Raw genomic sequence first — 18,117 nt, forward strand, 5'->3', positions numbered from 1 at the left:
GTTCGGGGCAGCACACAGCGCCCACCCCCGGCTACCGGAGGTGGGCGCTGCCTTCCGCGGCTGCCCGGGGCGGGCACGGCTTCGCGGCGCCGGCGGCTCAGCGCACCACGGCGACAGGACACGGCGTGTGGTGCCGGACGCCCCTGCTGACCGAGCCCAGCAGCGCCGAGCTCACGCTCCCACGCCCATGCGAGCCCACGACCAACAGCTCCGCCTCCTGCGACGCCCGCGTGAGCGCCTCCACCGCATCGGCGAACCGGACATCCTCGACCACGAGAACGTCCGGGTAGTGCCGCTTGAACGGCTGCAGGCACGCCGTCACCATGTCCTCGCGGGCGACGCGATCCTCGCCCGCCTCGTGCGGCAGCTCGGTGCCGAACGCCTGGACGGGCCGCCGCCAGGCGTGCACGGCCCGCAGCGTGCTGCTGCGCAGGGCGGCCTGCTGGAAGGCGTAGGCCAGCGCCGGCGCGCAGCCGGGCGAGTCGTCCACGCCCACCACGATCTGCCCGTGGGCGGGCCGCTGTCCGCCGTGGACCACCACGACGGGTGCCTCGGCCTGACCGGCGACGTGGTCGCCGACCGAGCCCAGGAGTGCGCCGGTGACCGCGCCGAGCCCTCTGCTGCCGATCACCACCTCGACGGCCGTCCTGCCCTGCTCGCGCAGGATCCGTGCGGGCGGCCCCTCCTCCAGCGCGGTCGTCACCTCGACACTGGGCTGGCGCTCGTGCACCAGCGCCACCGCCTCGTTCAGCGCCTTCTGACCGGTACGGCGCAGCCGGTCAGGCCGATCGGCGTCCGGGAATCTCGCGATCTGGTACGGCTGCCGGTCCACCGCGTACACGAGCTTCAGGGGCTGGTGCATGCGGAAGGCGTCGTTGGCGGCCCACGCCATGGCGGCACGCGCCTGCACGGAGCCGTCGACCCCCACAACGATCATGATGTCCTCCTTCGTCACCACCATCTGACCGGAGTCGCCAGGCGACGTGCAGGGCCGGAAGTCCCGGAAGCCGGGAGCCGAAGGACAGCGGGACGAGGCCGGAACGGCTCAGCGGGCCGGACACCGGGCCGATCCCCGCACATGCCGGCGCCCACCTCCGGTGTGCCGGAGGTGGGCGCGGGGCCGTTCACGCTACTTCAGCCAGGCGTTGCGCTGGACGATGGGCAGGTTGCCGAGCCCGAGGGTACGTCCCGCGCCGGCCAGGGCCAGGCCGATGAGGACGATCGAGTAGACGATGTGGTCGTCGATGACCGGGTTGTTGGCCAGGGGCAGCTCGGCGGCCCACATCAGGAGCAGCATCGCGGTGCCGGCGCCGGCGGCGATCCGGGTGCCGAGGCCGAGGATCAGGGCGACGCCGACGCCGAGCAGGCCGGCCATGAACAGCCAGTCCACCCACGCCTGCCCGGCCAGGCCCGAGAAGAAGCCGCCGAGCGCGTTCTCGCCGGTGCCCTTGAGGAAGCCGGTCGTCGGGCTGCCGCCGTTCAGCCAGGCGCGGTCGGCGGGGGTGGCGAAGCCCCAGCCGAAGGTCTTGTCCAGAAACGCCCACAGGAAGATCCAGCCGATCGAGATCCGGGCGGCCGCCCAGACGTAGTCGACCGGACGGCGAGCTTGGGCGGCACTCGTCTCCATGACGGGCCTGCTGATGGTGGCGGCCATGATGGCCCCCTTTCGAGGGGTGATTCGCCGTTTCTGTGTCATCACCAGCACACCGCTTGCGCGGCTCGCGCAGCAGTGCCGGAGGGCCCCCGGCGCAGGGACCTTCGTCCCCTGCCGTTCAGGATTCGTGCTTGCGGGGCCGTACCACCGCGACCGGGCATGTCACGTGATGCAGGACGCCGTGGCCGACCGAGCCCAGGACCGCCGAGGCGAAGCCGCCTCGCCCGCGCGAGCCCACGACCACGAGGTCGGCTGTGGCGCCGGCCCTGGCCAGCACGCCCACCGGGTGCCCGGACAACGTCTCGTGGGTGATGTCCACGTCCGGGTTCTTCTCGCACCACCGCGTCACGCTTTCCGCCACCGCCTGGGACTCCTCCTGGTAGACCTCCGTCATGACGCTGTTCCAGGCGATCGGGTACGGCGAGAAGACCGGCGTCTGCCAGGCATGCAGCACGTGCAGGCGCGCACCGTGGGCCCGGGCGTGCTCGACGGCGTACTGCATGGCGCCCTCCGCGTGCTCGGAGTCGTCGTAACCGACGACCACTCGGCCGTGCCGGATACCGTCAGGGCCTCGCACGATCACGACCGGTCCCGTGGCGTGCCCGGCCACGGCCAGGCTCACGGAGCCGGCCAGCATCCCGGCGAGCTCGCCGAGGTTCCGGCTGCCCAGGACCACGCTGTCGGCGGTCTCCGACTCGGCCAGCAGCCGATCGACCACGGTGCCCGCCAGCAGCTCCGTGGTCACCTGGATGCCGCCCGCCGTTTCGCCGGCCAGGTGGGCGGCGGAGGTCAGCGTGCTCGTGCAGCATCCCCGCACGTGCTGCCCCGGCCGCTGCTCGCGTACGTGCACGATGCGCAGGCCCAGGTGCCTGCGCTCGGCGTCCGCCGCCGCCCATGTCACCGCGGCCTTCGCCGCTGCCGACCCGTCCACTCCCACGACGATGTGTCCGGCCATCTGCCGCTCCCTTCGCTCGGATCCGTCACCTCCAAGGTCGCCGTGCGGAGAGATCCGCGCCCGGGGACGAAGTCCCGAAGGAGAGGGCCGTTGGTCCCGCACCGGCCGCTTCCCCGGCGGCGGGGTCGCCCAGAAGCGCGTCGGGTCAGTGCACCACGGCGACGGGACAGGGCGCGTGGTGCACCATGGCCTGGCTGACGGAGCCGAGGAGCAGCCCGCGAACCTCGCCCAGGCCCCGCGCCCCGACCACCAGCAGGCGGGCCTTGCGCGCCGCTTCGAGCAGCGCGTGGCGCGCGGGCTCGTCCACGAGCTCGACACTCGCCTGGAGGCCCGGATGAACGCGCTGCCGGGCGATCAGCTCGTCCCACGCGAGCCCCTCGGTCTGGATGCGCAGCTCCAGCGTGTCCGCTTCCCTGTCTCGCTCGCGGTGCGCGATCACGGCGTGGACCGGGCAGCCCAGCCGGTGCGCCTGCGTGGCGGCGAAGCCCAGCGCGGCCCTCGACGCCGGGGAGCCGTCGAAGCCGACCAGCACCTCGCGAGCGCCGCGCTCCTCCGGGTCGCCGCCCATGACGATCACCGGGCAGCGGGCGCGGCCGGCGACGTGGCCGCTCACGGAGCCCACCGTCAGCCCCCGGAGCTCACCGTAACCGCGGCTGCCCACCACGATCAGCTCGGCGTCGGCGGACAGGTCGGTCAGGAGCCCGGACGGTGAGCCGCGGTCGGTCAGTGTGTTGACCGGCACGCCGGGATGGTGCCGTCCGGCCCAGGCGGCCGCGGCCTTGACCAGCCGCTGGGCGGGGCGGCGCACGAGTTCGAGCGGCACCAGCTCACCGGGCCACTCGTGGTGGGGCCAATCCCAGGCGTGGCACACCGTCAGCGGCACCTCTCTGCCTGCGGCTTCGGCGGCGCCCCATCGCAGGGCCTGCCCTGCCTGCGCGGAACCGTCGTAGCCCACCACCACGCCGAGCTCGTCCCTGTCCATCGCCGCCTCCGTCCGTCGGGGTCCGCTTTCACGCTCCCGCAGGCAGAACCCGCCGCTCAGAGGCCTCCCTCCTGTGCTGAAGGGACTTTGGTCCTCATCGCGTCCAGGCGCTGGCGGCGCCGGCCCCGACGTTCGGCACTTCCGAAGGGCACCGGGTGAAGGGCTTCCGTCCCTACGACGGCGCCGCCCCGAGGCGGTGCGATGGGAACGGATCGAAAGGAGGGTCCATGATGCGGACCACGGTGAAGGACGTCATGACCACCCGCGTGGCCTCCGTCGAGGCGGGCACCCCGTTCAAGGACGTGGCCGAAACCCTGGTGGAGCACGGCATCAGCGCCGTGCCCGTGGTGGACGGCGAGCAGCGGGTCCTCGGTGTGGTGTCCGAGGGTGACCTCATGTGCAAGGAGGAGTTCCGGGAGCTGTACTGCGGCGAGAGCTACCGGCCACCGCTGCGCGCCCGGCTGCGCCGGCGCATGGCGGGCCAGGCCGGCAACGGCGAAGAGAAGGCCGGCGGCCACACCGCGGCGGACCTGATGACCGCGCCCGCGGTCACCGTCCCCGCGTCCGCGTCGATCTCCAGGGCCGCCCGCATCATGGACGAGTGCGGTGTCAAGCGGCTGGTCGTGGTGGACGCCGAGGGCCGCCTGCGAGGCATCGTCAGCAGGCGTGACCTGCTGCGGATGTACCTGCGCGACGACGACGAGACCAGGCGGCGCGTCGTCGAGGGCATCTCGCCGGAGGCCCGGTGGAACGACCGCGACGGCATCCTGGTGGAGGTCCGCAACGGCATCGTCACGCTGTCCGGGCATACGCGCAAGCGCAGCGACGCCGACGCCGCCCTGCGATCCGCGCTCCGGATGGAGGGGGTCGTGGACGTCCAGCAGACCTTCACCTGGCGCGAGAACGATCTCCTGGAGGTTCCCGTCGCGTGGGACCGCCCGTGAACGTGCCCGGTTCCGGCAGCACCGCACGACCTCCGACTCCAGCTCCCGGCGACATCGACGAGCTGAGCTGGAAGCACGACGACACGAGCTGGGACACGTGAGGAAACGGAGGCCCCGGCGCCGCCGTCGCGTCGCGGGGACCGGGTCGGCGCCGGCCCAGCCGGCTCCCGGTCGTTCCCCGGCCGGGCGAGCACGTCGTGCTCTGAACGTCCACCTCTGTCAGGCGACGGTGACGCCGGCGCCCTGCTCATCCGCGTGCCGCCGCGCGTCGCCGCGGACCACCGCGACGGGGCCCCGCGCGTGGTGCAGGACCCCTCTGCTGACCGACCCGAGCAGCAGCGAGCCGAGCGCGCCCCGGCCGTGGGAGCCGACGACCACCAGATCGCACGCGGTGCCGGTGAGGGCGTCCACCGGGTGCGCGTTCTGGACGTCCTCCACCAGCTTCACCCCGGGATGCCTGGCCTCCCATGGTGCGATCCGGCGGCGGAGCATCTCGTGCAAGGTGGTGTGGATCTCGTCCGCGTCGAAGAAGATCTCGGGCGCGAAGGCGTGCACCGGCACCTGCCAGGCATGGATGAGACGCAAGGTGGCGCCTCGCAGGCCGGCCTGCTCGAAGGCGTAGGCGAGCGCCGGTTCGCAGCTGTCGGAGTCGTCGATGCCGACCGCGATCTCGCCGATGCGCTCGCGGGGGCCGTCCCGCACCACGACCACCGGGCAGGGCGCCTGCCCTGCCACCTTCATGGTGACCGATCCGAGCAGCGCTCTGGTGAAGCCGCCCAGCCCCCGGTCGCCGATGACGAGCTCGTCCGCCTGCCGCGCCTGCTCCTGGAGAACGACCGCGGGCGCCCCCTCGACGACCTCGCTCGCCACCCGCACCGTGGGCTGCCGGGAACGCGCGACCGCCTCGGCTGCCTCCAGCACCTGCTCCGCCGCACGCGACAGGACATCCTCAGGGCCGGCCACGGCGACTCCGGCGATGGCGTACGGATACCGGTCCAGCGCGTGCACGATCCGGAGCTCGGCGTCCTTCCGCAACGCGTCGCCGGCCGCCCACTCGACCGCGGCGGTGGCAGGAGCCGAGCCGTCGACGCCCACGATGACGACACCGCTCATGGCAATCCCCTCCTCCCCGAGGCTTCACCCGCGGCTCTCCCCGGCAAACCCCGGATCAGGCATACCTGCCATGGCCAGGTCTTTGCACTCATCCCGCCATCGGGCCTGCGCACCTGAGGTCGACGCCCGCCGCACGCTCTCGTAGTACTCCAGCATCGGCGGCACGGCCGACCGCCTGCACCTGTGCATGATCACGATTCCGTCCGTCCGTCAGGCGTGGAGGCCCGGGGTACGCCCGCCGCCATGGCGCGAGCCGTTCCGCCAGAGCCTGTTCCGTCAGGGGCAGGTTCCGGGCGGGGCGCCGAGGCCGCGGTGAACGGGTGCTCCCCGGCCCAGGGCTCGCGTACGTGCACGATGCGCAGTGCGCGCCCGCGTCGGGCGGCGTCGTCGGCCGCCCGATCGAGCGCCGCGTCCGCTGCTCGCGATCCGTCGATCCCGACCACGATCCGCTGGTCCATCACCGGTCTCCCTTCCGGGCGTCGGCGTACGGGCCGCCGGTCCCGGGGTAGGCGCGGCCCAGCCGGGCGAAGACCAGGGCGAGCAGCAGCGCGCCGGTGGCGGTGAGCACCCAGGCCACGGTGCTGGCGCTGCCGCACGCCGCGAGCGACGCGGGCAGCAGGAACACCCCTGCGCCGATCACGTTGCCGACGACCAGCGCGGTCGCCGTCCACGGGCCGAGCATGCGGCGGCGTGGCAGTGCCGTCACGGACATGATGATCCCCCTCTCGTTTCGGTCACCACCAGCACATCGGCCAGCAGGTCGCCATGCCCGCCCACGATCCGGCCCGCCGCACTCCTGGCCTCGAACAGGGGGCCGCGACCGTCGAGGAAACGCAGGGCCAGGCGTTCGAGCCCGTCCAGCACGGGGCGCTCGATCGGCGGCGAGGGCAGGCCGCGTACCTGGTCGAAGCTGTCGGTCCACCGGCTGCGCAGCGCCTTCACGCCGCCCTCGCGGTCGATCCCGGGGCCGTGCGGGCTCGCCGCGTGCAGCCGGGCGACGGCCCGGGCGATCGCCCGCAGGTGCTCGTCCACGGGCACGCCGGCGCGCACCATCGTGGCCAGGCGCCGCTCCTCGGGCATGCGCCGCATGACGACTGGATGCTCGCACGCCTGGCCGTCGGGGCCCAGCACGTCGGCCACCCCCTCGTACACGTCGGGGGCCAGCCTGCGGTTCAGCTCCACCTCACGGCGGCAGGCGGCCAGCCGGGCGCGCACCGTGGTGCAGTTCAGGAAGCCGAGGTGTACCGGCTTCTTCAGCTTGTACGCACGCTCGCCGGACAGGACGACCATGGCGGCGTGCGTCTGCTCGACCATGATGGACATGGCGTCACCTTCATCTTCAGCTCCGGCCCGCCGCGGCGGCGGGAACCACCCACAGCGGGCAGGGCGTGCGGTGCAGCAGCTCCTGGCTGATCGACCCGAGCCCCATCCCGGCGAACGCGCCGTGCCCGTGCGATCCCACCATGAGCAGGTCGGCGCCGGTGGCGGCCTGCCGCAGCACCTCGGCGGGGTGACCGTGCACGACCTCGGCCACCACGGGCACCTCGGGATACGGCTCGCCATGCCCGGCGAGCGCCTCCTTCAACAGGATCAGCGCCCCGTCCTCCCTGCCGGGATCGGCCGGCTCGAATCCGTCCGGGCGGGGCCAGGCCCAGGCGTGGACGGCGCGCAGCGTGGCGCCCCGCCGCCCGGCCTCGGCGAAGGCCGCCGCCAGCACGAGCCGGGAGCGGTACGAGCCGTCCACCCCCACCACGATCTCGCCGCGTGGCGGCGACGGCAGCGCACCCACCACGACCGTGTCGCAGGCGGCGCGGCCGACGACGCCGTGCGCCACCGAGCCGACGAGCAGCCCGCGCACCCCGCCGATCCCATGACTGCCGACAACCAGCAGCTCGGCGTCCTGCGACGCCCTGACCAGCGCGGTACGCGGATCGCCGGGCAGCAGCGCGACCGTCACCTTGACGTCCCGGCCCTCACGGCGGGCCCGTTCCTCGCCCGCGTCGAGCAGCTCCCGACCGCCCCGGCGCATCCAGGCGGCCACCTCGGCGTACCGGCCGTCGTCACGTTCGCAGACCCATCGCGGCAGGGCGTGCACCACGCTCAGCTCCGTCTGCCGGATCGCCGCCTCCCGAGCGGCCCAGCCGACCGCCTCCAGCCCGGCCCGTGACCCGTCGACCCCCACGATGATCATCGTCCTCGCCCTCCTCCGCCCTCTCTCGCAGCACGCCTCCGGAGCGAGACCGGCACCACCATCGAAGGTCCCCGTACCGCATGACCTTCGGCCCGATCCTGCGCGGCTGGAGCGAGGACAGACATCCCCGAACTGGGGCGACATTCGCCGGATCATCGTCGTCTGAGATTCGCACTGTCATCGCATTGACGGGCCACGCTCGCAAGGTTACGGTCAGGACCGTTATTGCGAGCGCCATCAAGGAGGCGGTGTCGTGCACACCTCTGCGAACGGTCCCTCATCGGCGGCGAAGCGGCAGCGCCCCCAGGTGGAAGGCGGGGACGCGTGAGACGCGCCCCGCTGCGCGGAACGACCGCGACGGCGCCCCTGTCAGCACTGCTCACGACCCTGCTCACGGTCCTGCTCACGGCCCTGCTCACGACCCTGCTCACGGCCCTGCTCACGGTCCTGCCCGGAGCGCCGGCGTCCGCGGCGGACCTGCGGATACTGAACGACGGCTTCGACGACGGGCTCGTCGGCTGGAGCGGCTCGCACACCCCTGGCGGCGTCGACCCGGCGACCTGGGACGGGCGCACCACCGCGCGCGTCACCGACCCCGACCCGGCCGCCGCCTACGGCAGGGAGAGCATGCCCGGCCTGCCCGCCACGGCCGGCACGCGCTACACCCTGAACGCGCAGGTCTGGGCCGAGAGCGGCACCGCGCACCTGTATCTGCGCTTCCGGGACGCCTCCGGCCGCCTCCTCACCGGCGGCGCGTACGCCTCGGCGACGGGCCGGCGGTGGAACCGGGTGACGACCTCGGGCGTCGCCCCCGCCGGCACCGCCACCGTCTCGGCCCTCGTCTACTCGGGCGTGGCCGACGTGGGCACCGCCTACTGGGACGAGGTGCTGATCACCAAGGACCTCACCGACCTGGGCGTGCAGATCGAGAGCAGCGCGCCCAACGCCACCACGTTCGCGGGCGGCAGCGCCTACGCCCTCTACACCGGCACCGCCGACGTCAACCCGCAGCTCGCGGTGATCGACCTGGCCACGGCGAAGACCACCAGGAAGATCGCCATCCCGGACAGCGCGGCCACGCCCACCGTCGGCGGCTGGGCCGCGGCCACGGCCACCGACGGCAGCGTGTATCTCGGCACGTACCCGAACGCCAAGCTGTACCGGTACGTCCCCGGCCAGTCCGCGGTCACCGACCTCGGGCGCGCGGAGGGCGGCTACTCCTTCATCTGGGACCTGGAGCCGGGAGCGGGCGGGAAGGTGTACGGCGGCACGTACAACGACGGCCGCTACTTCAAGTACGACGGCGGCGCCTTCACCACGATCGGCGCCGTGCCCGTCGTGGCCGGCGCGCAGTACGTGCGCAGCCTCGCCCACGACCCGGACGCCGGCGCCACCTACCTCGGCACCGGCACGGACGCCGGGCTGATCAGGTTCGACAACGTCACCGGGCAGGTGGACGACCTGCTTCCGGCGGCCTACGCGCACAACTCCATGGTGGGCGGGCTGACCTGGACCGGGGGCAAGTTGTTCGCCTGGATCGACCGCACGCTGCTCGTCCTGCGCGTCGTCCGCGAGGCCGGCGGCTCCTACACCGCCGTCACCGACGCCGCTGTCACCGACGTGGACCTGCACCACTCGCCGGCCCGCGACGGCAAGGTGTGGTTCGTCAAGGAGGGGCTGTTGCACTCCTACGACGTGGGCACCGGGTCCGTGCAGGCGACCTCCGTCCGGCCGGGGCTCGACGTGACCGGGTACACCTGGTCCGGCGGCACCCTCGTCGGGCTCGGCGCGGCCGAGGACGGCACCAGGATCTTCACCTACGACCCGGCGAGCGGCGTCTCCAGCAGCAGGCTCGTCTCCGGCGCCCCCGTGCTGCCGGCCGCGATCAACGCGCTCGGCGCGGGCCCCGACGGCCGCGTCTACACCGGCGGCTACCTGACCGGCGGCACCGGCGTCCACGAACCGCTGCGGAGCGACGGCGACGACAGCAGGCCCGACACGCCGACGCTGACCGGGCTCAGCCAGACCGACAGCGTGCTGTCCCACGACGGCCGGCTCTACCTCGGCGTCTACCCGTCGGCCAAGCTCTACGGCTACGACCCGGCAGGCTCCTGGCCGCCCGCCCTCCTGTACACCGGCGGCGCGGCGGGCGACAAGGCCGACGACTGCGAGCCGGGCAACGGGCCACCGCCGCAGGACCGGCCGTACGCGCTCGCCGGCGGCCCGGACGGCACCGTCTACATGGGAACGGTGCCGAAGTACGGCAAGCGCAGCGGCGCCCTCACCATCTGGAAACAGGGCACCGCCGGGCGAACCCTCTGCGTCGTACCCGACCAATCCGTCGTCTCGCTGGCCTACGCGGGAGGCAAGCTGTTCGGCGGCACGTCCACGCGCGGCGCGCTGGGCGTGGACCCCGTCTACGCGTCGGGGGCCTCGGCCACGCTCTTCTCCTTCGACCCCGCCACCGGCGCCGTGCGCCTGCACCCCCTTCCGCTGACGACGCCCAAGGCCGTCACGGCCCTAGCGGAGGTGGACGGCGAGCTGTGGGGCCTGGCGGGTGGCTCGTTGTTCACCCTCGACCCCGCTCAGCCCGGGACGATCGGGGTGAAACGCCTGTTCGCCGACCCTGACTACGCCGCCAAGCCGAGCCTGGCCTGGCGTGACGGGGTGCTGCTGACCGTGGCCCAGGATCCGGACCACGTCTACGGCACCCTCGGCGACCAGATCTTCCGCCTCGACAGGTCGACGAAGACCGTGACCGTGCTGCTGACGGTGGCCGGGATGGAGGGGCTGACGGCCGACAGCTTCGGCAACCTCTACTACAAGGTCAATGAACGGCTGTACCGGCTCGCGGTCCCGCGGCCCTGAGCGACGCGGTGCAACCCATCGGGCTCCACCGCCGGCAGTCCCAGCTTGTCCGCTGTGGTCCCCCATGGATTGCACGGACGCACGGACCGCACGGACCGCACAGCAGCGAAGCCCTGTCAACCCGACCTGATCGGACGACCACCGTGTGCGGAGATCAGCCGGGCAGAGCCCCCAGGCCGGCGAGCAGCTCGTCGCGCTCCAGCTGTGACAGCTTCTGGTAGACGGGCTCATCCAGGCGGTTGGTCTCGTCCTCGATCTCCCGTCGCTGCGGGCTGTCCACGGGCAGGGCCCTCAGCTGGGCAAGCGTGAGCCCGGCGGCGGACCAGGCGGCCCGGTGCGCGTCGGCCCGGTGGTGGCGCAGGGCCCCGAGACGGCTGGTCAGGCGTAGCGCCGGAGTGGCGCCGGACGGCTCGTACACCGGGGCCATCGCCCGGAACGCCGGGCCACCGGTGGCCTGGCCTGCTTCCAGGAGGCGGCCGACCAGCTCGGCGAGCCGTGACACCACGGTGAGGCCCGGCATCGTCTCGATCAGCTTCCGGCCCCAGCACTCCTCGGCCCAATCGCCGCACGCGCGCTGCACCGCCAGCGCCACCTCCCGGCCGAGCGCGGTCAGCCGCCACGTACCGTCCCGATCGACCTCCGCCACACCCTGCGCCAGCTCGTCGGTCATGTCCGAGCCGGAGTACGCGGTCGCCGCCGCGAAGCCTTCGGCGGACATCGGACGGGCCAGCAGTCCGAAGTAGAAGCTGCTCTCGAAGCCCGGCCGGATCGCGTACTCGTCGTAGACCGCTTGGATGCGGTCTCGCCCGGTGATCCGGAGACTCACGTACACCCGGTCGATCACGGGTCGGATCAGTGCCGCGTAACTCATGTCTCCTCGGTTCGCTCGCAAGGCGGGAGGGACCAAGAGTAGATCAACCATGCTTGAGCCTCCTGTCGAGCACAGCGCGCTGATGACCGGCCCGGGGCTCGCACCCGGCGGGCGCCGGGCAGCGTGGGCGGTCACCAAGGCACGCCGAGGGCGGCGTCCTACTGAGCGACCGCGGCTGACGGCTGACCGCGCGCACCCACGCTCTCCCCCGCCCGATCCGCGAGAACGGCCCACACGGTTACGGTCATGGCATGGAGATCATCGCTGTGGAGGATCACTGGCCGGAGTACGGCACGATCGTCGTCCGGGACACCTGGGACGAGGAACCGTGGGCGGAAACGGAGCTGCCCCTGCTCGGCGAGCACGCCGCCCCGCTGGCCGGCCCGCAGCCGGCCCGCCGTACGACCGGCGAGCACCGGGTGGCGGAGTTGCCTCGGGCTGCCGGGCCGGGAGGTGCTGTACGCCGTGCAGCTCGCGGCGGCGACCGGTGCAGCCACCGAGGAGCGGATCGCCGCCGCCTACCAGCCGTGGTCCAGCGGCTCCGGCGGCTGGAACTCCCCCATCGAGGACGACCTGTCGCGCTTCGCCGCCCAGCTCGGTGTGCCCGCCCCTGCCACCCGTCCGGACCTGCTCCCGCTCCTCGTGGCCGCGGGCCTGCTGATCACCGAGACGGCGGGCGGCGTGCCCCGCTACCGCTGGGCCCCGGACCCGCCGCAGGCCGGGGAGGTGCTGGACCTGCCCGCCCACCAGGCCGACATGATCCGGCGGCAGGACGACCGCGAGCGCCACACTCCCAGGAGCGGTTCCCGAGGACACATCCACTGAGAACGCCCTGTCGGTCCACCGTCTCGCCGCTTGGGACAGAGGCCGGCTGGACCTTCCGGCGCCCTGTCCGTCAGGAAGCCGCACCCGGCGTGGGAGCCACACGTTCGAGCTTGGTCCATCCCGTCCAGCCGCGCTGCTTCATCAGCTCGATCAGCCGGCGCGCCGGCGGCACGGTGTCGAACGCCAGCGTGTCCATCAGCCTGACGAGCGGCAGCGCGATCTCGGTGTCGTCGACATAGCCCTCGCCCCGCTCGTCCGCCATCCGCGTGAGGTAGGCGGACAGCTCGTCGGCCAGCTCGACCAGCCGCGGGTCGTCGTCGGCCCGGTCGAGAGCCTGGCTCAGGACGAGGTAGAAGTCGGCCAGCCGCGGATCGTCGAGCTGCTCCCGTTTGCGCGCCATCCACTCCGGGACGCGCTCGGGCGAGTGCGCGGCCAGCGGGATCCAGCCGTCACGCTCGGCCTGGACGATCCGCTCGTCGACACCGAGGGCCCGCAGCCGGTCGAGATACTCGACCACGTCCCGGGGCAGGACCAGGCTGTCCCCGGCCGCGAGCCGGGCGATCGCCCTGCGGTGCCGCTGCCTGTCCCGGATCTCCGCCTGCAGCCGCCTGTCGATGTCCGCGACCGCCGCCGCGAACTCCTCCTCCCCCGCCCGCAGCAGCTCCCGCACCCGCGACAGCGGAACCCCGGCCTCGGCGAGGGTACGGACCCTGATCAGCTCGATCACGGCGCCGGCGTCGTACCTGCGGTAGCCGGAGTGATCCCGGTCGGGCTCCGGCAGCAGCCCCTTGGCGTGGTAGTGCCGCACCGCACGCACTGTCACTCCGGCGTACGACGCCAGCTCACCGATGGTCAGCATCAGACCAGTCTGCAGGAAGTGCTCACCAGGTCGCCCGACCGGCTGGGCCCCATGCGTCGCGGATGATCCGGGCGATCTGCGGGGCATGGGTGAGGACCAGCTGATGATCGGCGTCGAGCCAGTGGGTGGCGAGGTGCGGGTGCTCGCGGACCAGCCGCTCGACGCCGGCACGCCAGTTCCGGTTGAACCGCGCCGCCTGCCCTTCGCCGCTGTCGCCGGCCATCGAGGCCGACATGATCATGGTGATGGGCCGGTCGATCTTGCCGTACCGGTCGAGGATCCCGGACCGGATCACGTCGATCTCAAGGTTGAGGTCGAGAATCTCCTGGCCGCTGAGCAGCACCTGACGGGCGGTGCCCCGCTCGGCCTCCTGCCGCGCCGCCACGTCCTCCCACATGGCGCGGAACGCCGGCAGGTCCGCCTCCGTGATGAACGGTTCGGGCACCGGGTTCGCCCCGTCGATGAGGACCAGCCCGGCGACGGCGTCAGGATGCTCCGAGGCGAAGTGCACGGCCAGGTCGGCGCCCAGCGAGTAGCCCACCAGCACGGGCGCCGCCGGCAGGCCGAGGTCGCCCACCTCCGCCATCACCGCGCCGAGGTCGTCGCGGAAATCCCCGAAGGAGTACCGGTCGGCGGCCGAGGCGAGGCCATGCCCGCGCAGGTCGAAGGTCACCACGTCGTGATCGCGCCTCAGCAGCTCGGTCAGCTCGCGCAGGCCGGCCTGGGTGGAGCTCAGGCCAGGGCACAGGACCAGCGGTCGTCCCCGGCCGCCGCGGGAGACCGGGAGGGTGACGCCGTCGTGGTGGATCGTGAAGTGCCGTATGGTCCTGTCGCCGCTCTCCGCCCGTCCTCCGTGATCTCCGTGCTGGTCGTACGGCTCTGCGGCCTCGGCCGCCTTGGTTTCCGTGGTCATGCCACCATGGTGGAAGCTTGACGCTGCGTCAGGGTCAAGCGGTGCGGCGCCATGACGGCCGTACATCCGCGGCTCACTGACGGCACGGCTGCTGCTCGGCGACGCCGGGGAAGTAACTCGCCCACTGCCCGGCCGCGAGGGCCGGGTAGGCCCTGGCGCAGACGGCCCGATGCGCCAGTACGGGATCGACGCCCCACACCCGGGCCGGGTGGTCGGCTGCGCCGCTGACCAGCAGGGGGCCGGCGAACAGCAGGCCGATCACGGGCCCCTCGCCGCCCGTCAGAGTCGCCCAGCGGGTGGGGGCGCGGGGGTCGGTGACGTCCCACAGGTGCACGGCGGGCTCGCCGCCGCCGGTCGCGAGGAGGCGGCCGTCGCCGCTGAAGGCCACCGAGTCCACGTAGGTGCCGTGGCCGTGCAGGACCGCCGACGACGACGGGCTGGCGGGGTGGGTGACGTCCCACAGCCGGACGGTGGTGTCCTGGCTGGTGGTGGCGAGCGTCCGCCCGTCGGGGCTGAACGCGCCGTGGTAGACGGCGTTGGCGTGGCCACGCAGCACCGCTGTGGTGGCGGGGCGGGCCACGTCGGTGAGGTCCCACAGGCGGGCGGTCCTGTCGTAGCCGAAGGAGGCGAGCAGGCGGCCGGACGGGGCGAAGGCGAGGGAGTTCACGAAGCCGGTGTGACCGGTGAGCGGCCGGGTCTCGCGCGGGCGGGCGGGGTCGGTGAGGTCCCAGATGCGGATCACGAAGTCGCGGGTGGCGGTGACGGCGAGCACCCGGCGGTCGGCGCTGAACTCGGCGCTGTCCGGTGGGGTCGCCCCGGCGCTCATGGTCGCCAGCAGGGTCGGGGCCGGGCCGGTGAGGCTCCACAGCCGGATCGTTCCGCCGGGGCCGGCCGTGACCATGAGCGATCCGTCCGGCGACAGCTTGACCAGCCCTTCGGTGCGGACCTGGGTCCGGCTCAGCGGGCGGTGCGGGTCGCTGACGTCCCAGCGCAGTGCGCGGTCGCCGTTGCCTGTGATCACCGTACGGCCGTCGGGGGCGGCCCAGACCGGCCGGGTGCGCCCGCCGCCGGTGAGGGCGGGGCCCGGCAGGTCCCACAGGCGGAGCAGGTGGTCGTAGGAGGCGGTCGCGAGGGTGTGGCCGTCCGGGCTGAAGGCGACGTCGGACATCGCTCCGGTGTCTATCGGTGCGCCGGGGCGCGGGGTGAGCGTCTGGAGGGGACGGCCGTCGGAGGCGTCCCAGAGGCGGGCGGTGTTGTCGTCGCCCGCGGTGGCGATGGTGGTTCCGTCCGGGGAGAAGGTGGCGCCGTAGACGATCCAGCGGTGGCCGGGGAGTGTGAAGCGGAGGCGGGGGTGGTTCGGGCGGGTGAGGTCCCACACCCGCGGTGTGCTGTCGTCGCCCGCCGTGACCAGGCGTTTCCCGTCGGGGCTGAAGGCGACCGACGTGACGCGGCCGGTGTGGCCGGTCAGGGTCGCGCTCGGGCGGAGGTCGGCACGCGCCGAAAGCGGACGCGACCCCGCCGACGCCGGGTTGGAGGCGGGGTCGGGATTGGAGGCGGGGTCGGCGTCGGGGGCAGGGGCTGGGGCTGGGGCTGGGGCGGGGGCGGGGAGTTTCCCGGTCAGGTCCCACAGGTGCACCATGCCTTCGTCGCCGGCGCCGGCCACCAGGTGACCGTGCACAGCCAGGTCCTGCACCGTGCCCTGCCGCCCGCGCAACCTGTTCACCGTCCGCCCCGTGGCCACGTCCCTCAGGACGATCTCGCCTGCGGCACCACCAGAGGCCAGAACACGCCCGTCCGAGGTGAACTTCAGGGCGTAGACCGCGCCACCCGCAGCCGGCATGGTCAGCAGACCCCGGGCGGTGGCCACGTCCCATACGCGGACGGTCCCGTCATCGCCCCCGCTGGCGAGCCTGCGCCCGTCGGGAGTGAAGGCGAGCGCGCCGACCTCGCCGATGTGCCCCGTCAGCACGGCGAGCGGACGCGGCCGGTGCGGCAGGCCGACGTCCCACAGCCGCACGGTCCCGTCCTTGCTCGCACTGGCCAGGATCTTTCCGCCGGGCGCGTACTCGACGTCGTGCACGTAGTCGGTGTGGCCGCTGAGCCTGAGGTTGAACGGCACGCCGAAGGCGCTGAGCAGCCCGCCGCGCGCCTCCGTGGTGGGCGCCAGCGCGTACGCGGCCTGGGCGAGCCGGGCGGCCAGCGCCGGATCGGCGGCACGGACGGCGGATGCCTGGTGGGCCACCTGGCGGGACAGGGCGATGTCGCGCTGCTCGCTCGCGATCGCGGCCTCGTTCAGCGCGGCGACGCCGCTGAGGCAGGCCAGCACCAGCAGCACCCCCAGCCCGGCGACCAGCCGCCGCAGGCGCCGCGCTCCGGCGCGGGCGGCCCGGGCCTGCCGCCGCGCCAGTTCGGCCGACGCGTCGAGGAACTCGGCGGTGAGCGGGCCGGGCGGATGCGTGGTGACCGTCCTCCAGTCCTGGGCCGCGGCCAGGCGGTTGCCCTGGTAGAGGGAGGCGGGGTCGCGGCCCTCGCGGTCCCAGGCGGCGGCGTCCGCGGCCAGTTTGCGGCCCGCCAGGAGCGCGGCCCGGTCCTCCTTCAGCCACGAGACGAGCAGCGGCCAGGCGGTGAGCAGCGCCTCGTGGCTGATCTCGACGGTCTCGCGGTCGGCGGTGAGCAGGCGCTGGGCGATGAAGCGGTCCAGGATCTCCTCGGCCCCCTCCGGCAGGTGCTGCCTGGCCACGCGGCGGCGGGCGTCGGCGGTGTCGTCGGCGACGTGCACCAGTTGCAGCAGCAGCCGCCGGGCCAGCGCGCGTTGCGGCTCGGTCAGCTCGGCGCAGGCGGTGTCCGCGCTGAGCGCGATCGCGCCGGCGATGCCGCCGGCCGCCTCGTAGTCGGCGATGGTGATCGCAGGGCCGTGGCCGTGCCGCCAGGTGGCGTACAGCGCGTGGGACAGCAGCGGCAGCGCGCCCGCGGCCGGGGCGCCGTCGCGCAGCGTGAGGTCGCGCAGGATCAGGTCGGTCAGCCCGGGTTCGAGGGTGAGACCGGCCTTGCCGGCCGGCTCCGCGATGGCCGCCCGCAGTCCGTCCTCGTCCATCGGGCCGAGCGTGAGCTGGTTCTCGGTGGCGGCCACCAGCTCCGGGTGGTTCAGGGCCTGGGTGTAGAAGTCCGAGCGCAGGCCGAGCACGACGACGTTGTCGTCCGCCAGGGCGTGGACACCGGTGACGAACGCGCGCCGCTCCGCCTCGTCCTCGCACAGGGTGAACAGCTCCTCGAACTGGTCGAGCACGATCAGCGGCCCCTCCAGCCCCTTGAGCGTCTCCATCGGCCTGGCTCCCGGGGTGTGGACCGTTCCCAGCTCCAGGGTGGCGATCAGGCCGGCGCCGATCAGGGAGGACTTCCCCGACCCCGAGGGGCCGACCAGCAGCAGGAGGCCGCCGCCGCCCTCGCCCAGCCGCTCCACCATGGCGATCAGCAGCTTGGTCGGCTTGGACCGGCCGAAGAACCAGCCGGCGCTGTCGGCCTGGTAGGCGGCCAGGCCGCGGTAGGGCGACGGCCCCGACCGGGGCGAGCCACGCCGCTGCCGGGCCCGCCGCCAGCCGGCGAGCCACGCCTCGATCCGGGCGGGGTCGTCCTCCCCGCACACGTGCAGCACCTTGATCAGCAGCTCGCGGGAGGTCGTGGACGGCAGCCCGCGCCCGGCGAACCAGTCGCCGATCGTGCTGTGCGCGCCCTGCACACCGACCCTCGCCGCCACCTGGCGGACGGTCAGCCCGGCGCGCTCGCGCAGCAGGGTCAGCTCGTCGGCGAAGCCGCGGCGGGTCCTGATCCGGTCCGGCTGCGGCTCATCGGGTGCGGCGGGCTCGGGCACATCTGCATGTCGGTGTGAGCAGCGCTTTGGTTACACACCGCGTACGGACTTGTACGGAAATCCCGGCGGCACTC

The 18,117-nt window shown here is 73.4% G+C and carries 16 protein-coding genes; 3 read left to right on the plus strand and 13 right to left on the minus strand.

All coding sequences use genetic code 11. The features are described 5' to 3' along the window. Positions 1-97: 97 nt before the first annotated feature. From LCN96_RS31890 to LCN96_RS31905, 4 genes are all read right to left on the minus strand, one after another. Entirely contained in the window at positions 98-937 is an 840-nt protein-coding gene (locus LCN96_RS31890) for a universal stress protein (RefSeq protein ID WP_225266127.1), read from the minus strand. A gap of 192 nt (positions 938-1,129) precedes the next feature. Beyond that, positions 1,130-1,654: a DoxX family membrane protein gene (locus LCN96_RS31895; protein ID WP_225266128.1), complete on the minus strand. Its 525-nt coding sequence runs from the start codon at positions 1,652-1,654 to the stop codon at positions 1,130-1,132. 118 nt (positions 1,655-1,772) lie between these two features. Continuing rightward, positions 1,773-2,609, minus strand: a complete 837-nt coding sequence (locus LCN96_RS31900) for a universal stress protein (protein WP_225266129.1) — start codon at positions 2,607-2,609, stop codon at positions 1,773-1,775. A 145-nt stretch (positions 2,610-2,754) separates the two neighbouring features. Then, positions 2,755-3,591 carry a universal stress protein gene (locus LCN96_RS31905; protein ID WP_225266130.1) on the minus strand — a complete coding sequence of 279 codons (837 nt, stop codon included), beginning with the start codon at positions 3,589-3,591 and terminating at the stop codon, positions 2,755-2,757. A 227-nt stretch (positions 3,592-3,818) separates the two neighbouring features. On the opposite strand from LCN96_RS31905, the gene LCN96_RS31910 reads away from it, so the two are divergent. Further along, positions 3,819-4,535, plus strand: a complete 717-nt coding sequence (locus LCN96_RS31910) for a CBS domain-containing protein (RefSeq protein ID WP_225266131.1) — start codon at positions 3,819-3,821, stop codon at positions 4,533-4,535. 219 nt (positions 4,536-4,754) lie between these two features. On the opposite strand, the gene LCN96_RS31915 is transcribed toward LCN96_RS31910, so the two are convergent. The 5 genes from LCN96_RS31915 to LCN96_RS31935 all read right to left on the minus strand — a co-directional run bounded on the left by LCN96_RS31915 (position 4,755) and on the right by LCN96_RS31935 (position 7,839). Continuing rightward, complete coding sequence (locus LCN96_RS31915) at positions 4,755-5,648, minus strand: universal stress protein (RefSeq protein ID WP_225266132.1); 894 nt, start codon at positions 5,646-5,648, stop codon at positions 4,755-4,757. Between the two features lie 191 nt (positions 5,649-5,839). Then, positions 5,840-6,106, minus strand: coding sequence for a universal stress protein (locus LCN96_RS56785; RefSeq protein WP_263657345.1), 267 nt, complete (start codon positions 6,104-6,106; stop codon positions 5,840-5,842). After that, complete coding sequence (locus tag LCN96_RS31925; protein ID WP_225266133.1) at positions 6,106-6,354, minus strand: amino acid permease; 249 nt, start codon at positions 6,352-6,354, stop codon at positions 6,106-6,108. Before LCN96_RS31925 ends, LCN96_RS56785 begins: the two co-directional genes overlap by 1 nt. Continuing rightward, complete coding sequence (locus LCN96_RS31930) at positions 6,351-6,971, minus strand: hypothetical protein (protein ID WP_225266134.1); 621 nt, start codon at positions 6,969-6,971, stop codon at positions 6,351-6,353. Before LCN96_RS31930 ends, LCN96_RS31925 begins: the two co-directional genes overlap by 4 nt. 16 nt (positions 6,972-6,987) lie before the next feature. Next, complete coding sequence (locus LCN96_RS31935; protein ID WP_225266135.1) at positions 6,988-7,839, minus strand: universal stress protein; 852 nt, start codon at positions 7,837-7,839, stop codon at positions 6,988-6,990. 324 nt (positions 7,840-8,163) lie between these two features. Here LCN96_RS31935 and LCN96_RS31940 point away from each other — a divergent pair, with 324 nt between their 5' ends. Then, positions 8,164-10,707: a ligand-binding sensor domain-containing protein gene (locus LCN96_RS31940; protein WP_225266136.1), complete on the plus strand. Its 2,544-nt coding sequence runs from the start codon at positions 8,164-8,166 to the stop codon at positions 10,705-10,707. A gap of 154 nt (positions 10,708-10,861) precedes the next feature. Here LCN96_RS31940 and LCN96_RS31945 read toward each other — a convergent pair whose 3' ends face one another. Continuing rightward, positions 10,862-11,578: a hypothetical protein gene (locus LCN96_RS31945; RefSeq protein ID WP_225266137.1), complete on the minus strand. Its 717-nt coding sequence runs from the start codon at positions 11,576-11,578 to the stop codon at positions 10,862-10,864. Positions 11,579-12,031: 453 nt separating this feature from the next. On the opposite strand from LCN96_RS31945, the gene LCN96_RS31950 reads away from it, so the two are divergent. Next, the gene (locus LCN96_RS31950; protein ID WP_225266138.1) at positions 12,032-12,403 is read left to right on the plus strand and encodes a DUF6042 family protein; all 372 of its coding nucleotides are present in this window, start codon (positions 12,032-12,034) and stop codon (positions 12,401-12,403) included. Between the two features lie 70 nt (positions 12,404-12,473). On the opposite strand, the gene LCN96_RS31955 is transcribed toward LCN96_RS31950, so the two are convergent. From LCN96_RS31955 to LCN96_RS31965, 3 genes are all read right to left on the minus strand, one after another. Continuing rightward, complete coding sequence (locus LCN96_RS31955) at positions 12,474-13,262, minus strand: MerR family transcriptional regulator (RefSeq protein ID WP_225266139.1); 789 nt, start codon at positions 13,260-13,262, stop codon at positions 12,474-12,476. A 22-nt stretch (positions 13,263-13,284) separates the two neighbouring features. Continuing rightward, positions 13,285-14,175: an alpha/beta fold hydrolase gene (locus LCN96_RS31960; protein ID WP_225266140.1), complete on the minus strand. Its 891-nt coding sequence runs from the start codon at positions 14,173-14,175 to the stop codon at positions 13,285-13,287. A gap of 73 nt (positions 14,176-14,248) precedes the next feature. Continuing rightward, positions 14,249-18,043 (minus strand): nSTAND1 domain-containing NTPase, encoded by a 3,795-nt coding sequence (locus tag LCN96_RS31965; RefSeq protein WP_225266141.1) that lies wholly within the window; start codon positions 18,041-18,043, stop codon positions 14,249-14,251. Between the last annotated feature and the right edge of the window lie 74 nt (positions 18,044-18,117).

The organism is Nonomuraea gerenzanensis (genome assembly GCF_020215645.1).
Classification (GTDB): Bacteria; Actinomycetota; Actinomycetes; order Streptosporangiales; family Streptosporangiaceae; genus Nonomuraea; species Nonomuraea gerenzanensis.